At 31.9% G+C, this 4,358-nt stretch carries 2 protein-coding genes; both read right to left on the reverse strand.

The window, feature by feature from the left end; all coding sequences use genetic code 11:
- Window positions 1-348: 348 nt before the first annotated feature.
- Window positions 349-3,426: an Eco57I restriction-modification methylase domain-containing protein gene (locus PO830_RS14695; protein ID WP_272854331.1), complete on the reverse strand. Its 3,078-nt coding sequence runs from the start codon at window positions 3,424-3,426 to the stop codon at window positions 349-351.
- Window positions 3,427-3,736: 310 nt separating this feature from the next.
- Entirely contained in the window at window positions 3,737-4,192 is a 456-nt protein-coding gene (locus tag PO830_RS14700) for a hypothetical protein (protein ID WP_272854332.1), read from the reverse strand.
- Window positions 4,193-4,358 lie beyond the last annotated feature (166 nt).

Raw genomic sequence — 4,358 nt, forward strand, 5'->3', positions numbered from 1 at the left:
CTCTGCGTTGTGTTCCTTAAGTTCCCCATAAAAATTTAGTGAAACCCGAAAGTCCGAATTATTGCACTCCAACGGTCTTGTATATGAAAAGTAGCGGATTTTAGGCACAAACTTTTCAGTTAAACACTGACCTTAAATTTATATAATTCATTTCGATTTAGTACTTAAACCGCTATTTTTTATATACGTTGTTGTAAGTAGTGCTTTTTTCATTCAGTTTGGTTTTCCAATGTTTAATTCAGTTCAAATCGTGCGTTGGCAAGACATACTCTTTTGCAATTTTTGGTGTTGTATTGGCTTGTGCGAATTGCAAATGTGTATGGCTTTTAGCGTTGGCTTTTTCATTTCCTAAATATTCTTCTCTATCGTTGCAATTTCGGTCGGTTCAATTTGGTATAGCTCGTAGATAGTCGAGTTGATTTCACTTTCGGCTTTTTCCAATTCGGCTGTAAGTTGTTCTAATTCTTTTGTTAATTGTATTTCTCTGTCAAAATTGTTTTCCGTTTTTGCCTTTTCCAAAAGCTCTTGATAATCCGAGCTTTTTTGGGTATTAGAAATTATACTCTTAACTAAATCAGCAATTTTTTCTTGAGTTTCAGTATTTGGTTTGACTAAAGGCAAATTCTCTAAAGGTGTTTTATCTATTTGATAATTGTTTCCTTGCATTTTACCTTTATACTTTAGCCAAAACGCTATCAGGTTTGAGTTTAAAAGTCCGGTTAAATATCTTTGGTTAATTCTGTCAGTTTTAATAATCATAAAAGTTCTGTTTACATAAGCATCAAAATCCGTGTAAGTAAATCTTGGACGAACAGAACATTTTCTTAACGAAAATATTTTTTCTCCTTTAAAATACTTTTCGTCTCTCGAACGATGCAAACCATATGGCTTATTTACAGAAGTGAAAACGTCTAAAAACTTATCTAAATGTCCTTTTACATTAGGATAAGGAAGTATTTTTTCCTCATCTTTAAAACTTGAATCTGTATAAATAATCCAAAGTTTATTTTTTGGATTGCCATAATACTTTTGCAATTCAGTTGTTGTATAAAAAGGTTTTAATAGTTCTTTTTCTTTTTGGTTTAAGTTTAAATTTTCATATTCCGATTGACTCAAATTGAAAATACCATCTCCAATTTCTACGTTTTCAATTATTTCTTTATGCTTTTTATTAACGAAATCCTGCAATAAATCTATACCTGAAGCAATTTCTTTAGAATCTAATCTGAAATTCTCCTTATTCTTAATTTTCTCAATTATCACATTGAGTTCTGCGTTTATAAAATTAATTGGTTGATTTATTAAATCTTTCTTCACGATATTGGACGTGAAATACTCGTATTTATCGTCCGCAATTTTTTCTAAAAATAATTGAGCATCCTCGTGTTTGATTTTACTATTAAGCACTTTGGAAAAGTTAAGACCATAATTGTCATTATCATCACTTCTTTTCATTATGTAAATCATAGTTTGAATACCCGCGGAATCAAAAACTTTAAAATCACTAAAGTCAATAAAATCTATAATTTTTCCTTTTTCTATAACATAATCTCTAAATTTTGAAGCACCATCGTTTGTTATCCAATTATTTGGTGCGATGTAACCAATTAAGCCATAATCTTTTTTAATGATGTCTAATGCTAAAGCACCAAAAAAATACCATAAATCCATTTTGCCTTGATAACAAGAATGTTCGTGTAAACCGTCAAAAGCTGATTTGTTTGTAGCCTCTTTTATATATGGCGGATTTCCGATTACAACGTCAAAACCACCATTTTTCATAATCTCGGGAAACTCTTTGTGCCAATCAAATTCTGATGATAAAAGTGAGTTTCCACATTTTATGTTATTGTTTAATTTCGAGAGTTTGCGGTCTTTTTTTGCTGTTCGAAGCCAAAGTGATAATTGAGCAATTTCAACACTTTCTTCATTAATATCTACACCAAAAAGGTTATTTTCTAAAATGTTCTTATCTGTATCGAACAGTCTCAAAGGCGAGTTTGTTAAGTCCGCAATGATGTCATCTATTTTTTCGTGTTCTTCAATTAAATAGTTTAAAGCTTGATTTAAAAACGCTCCACTTCCACAAGCTGGGTCAATAATTTTGAGGTTAGTCAACCAATTTTTGTACTCGGTTAAGGTTTTAAATAATTTTTTTCCTTTTACCGTTAAAGTCTTGTCCTTTTTTAGAAACGAATCATCATATTCAATTTCTTCAATTCCAAGTTCTTTTCTTTTATCAATGCAAAGTTGTCCAATTGTATTTGCAACAATGTAGGTCGTTATATATTTTGGGGTGTAAAAAACACCATCTTTTTTTCTTTTTGTTCTTTTTTGGTCGGAAACTGTTCCCTCAATTTCTGCGGTTACTTCTTCAATTTCATTTAGAGAATGCTCAAATATGTGACCGAGAATATTTACATCTACCTCTGTGTTAAAATCGTAAGTTGATAATTTCTTTAAATCGTCAATTAATATTTCATCATCAATTTTTAAATTGTTAAGTAGCAAATCCTCATAGAATAAGCCACCATTGTAGGCAGGAATATTGTCAGATTCTTTTTTACCTTTTCTCCCAATATTCATATAACCGAAGTACTGCTTAAAAATTTCGTAAATCGGTTTGTAAGCATCTTCTTCTTTTAAGATGTCAAATCGTTTTATGACTCTTGAAATCGAATTTGGTGGCAATAATCCGCTATCTTCTGCAAAAAGTATAAACAAAAAACGGTCTAAAAGTTTTTGAGACTTTTTGAATAGCAATAACTTATCATCATCTGGATGATTGGCAATTAGATTATTAAACAGTTTTTGCTTAAAATGAGAGTAGTCTTTATAAAGTTCTTCCGAAATTTCTTTTTCGTGAAATTGTGTTTCTTTTTTAAGTTTATTAGGAAGGCTTGAAAAAATACTCTCTTTGTGTAAGATTAAATAAAGTAATTCGAAACGCTCTCTGTCGAGAAAAAACAAATCAAATTCTTCAAATTCGGTAGAGTAGTCGATGTAAAAACGTAACTTTTGAAAGTTTGAGGTAATAACATATTTACATTCTGGTTGATTGTTTTTGTAATTGAAAGCTTGTTGTGTGATTTTTGTTAAGTCTTTTGTTTTTGTTGACTTTAACTCGATTACAGCAATCGCCTTTTCATCTTTTAAAATTGCTCCGTCAGCTTTTTTTCCGTCCGTTTGGTTTTTAAATTCTCTTTGTAAATTAAAATTTTCATCAGGGCGAAGAGTGTAACCTAAAACATCAACAAATATTTCGCGTAAAAATCCGTCTTGATATTCTTCTTCTTTGAGCGTTTTTATTTGCTCAATTTTTGCAGGATTGTAATTCAGTCGGAATGTTTGGAAGGCTTTTTCTACCTTTTCTTGGTCAAGACTTTTAAGGTGTTTTTTTATTACTGATTTCTGAAATATTGGCATTTATTTTCGGTCGGTTTTTTCTTTCACAAGATAGCATTTTTCGAGCGTTGGCAAAGAACAGCTCTTTTGGTTTTACAGCGTTGGCTGTTGCGTTGGCAAAAACCAAATGTGCTGTTTGAGCGTTGGCTTTTTTAGTTTAAATGTTCAATTTCAGCTCAATTTTCGCATTACTTACAACGGTTAGGCTATGAATAGTTGCGTGGGTTAGCACTAAACTTTGCAAGTACATACCAAGCTGAAAATCCGCGAGGATTTTCAGAAGTAGGCAAGAACAAGCAATTGCTTATAGCCATTGTTGTGCGTTCGTATTTTATTCTTTCATTTCTACTCTTATCAGCCGAATAGTTTTCGTATCGCTTAAATTTTCTACTGTATGAGGTGCTTCAGGGTCTTTGTACATTGTCAAAGGAAAAACAAGAGGTTCAGGTAACTTCCGGGTATCTATAATCACATTTCCTTCTGCGTCTCGGTCAATGAAATCCCCAGCTTCTATAATATATAAGACACTTTTCCATTGATGATGGTGAACAGGTTCAATTTCGTTGGGTAAGACAGTTACTTCTAAAACCCTTACTTTATCATTTTCCAATAGTATTTTATGATTATTTGGTGCAGATACAACCGCATCTTGGTCTTTTGGCCAATCCGCTGGATTTCCTGTTTTATACGAAAGTTTTTGTTCTTCAGTCGTTTGTCCGAAAACTGAAATAGTCGAAAATACTGCAAAGCAAATCACAGCAATTAGAAATTTAAAAGTTGATTTCATATTTTGTCAGTTTTAGTTTAGGTGCTTACTCTAATCGGTTTTCAGCTTTCCCGTTTTTCTTTGTTACTGTCGCTTGTCATATGACGCACAACGGTGATGTATAACAGAAGTTGGGGGACCTTCTGGGTACAATTTAGTTAAAAGTTCTCAAAGATCCTTCTAGCAA

The sequence above is a fragment of the Altibacter sp. HG106 genome (assembly GCF_028561755.1).
Classification (GTDB): Bacteria; Bacteroidota; Bacteroidia; order Flavobacteriales; family Flavobacteriaceae; genus DFVG01.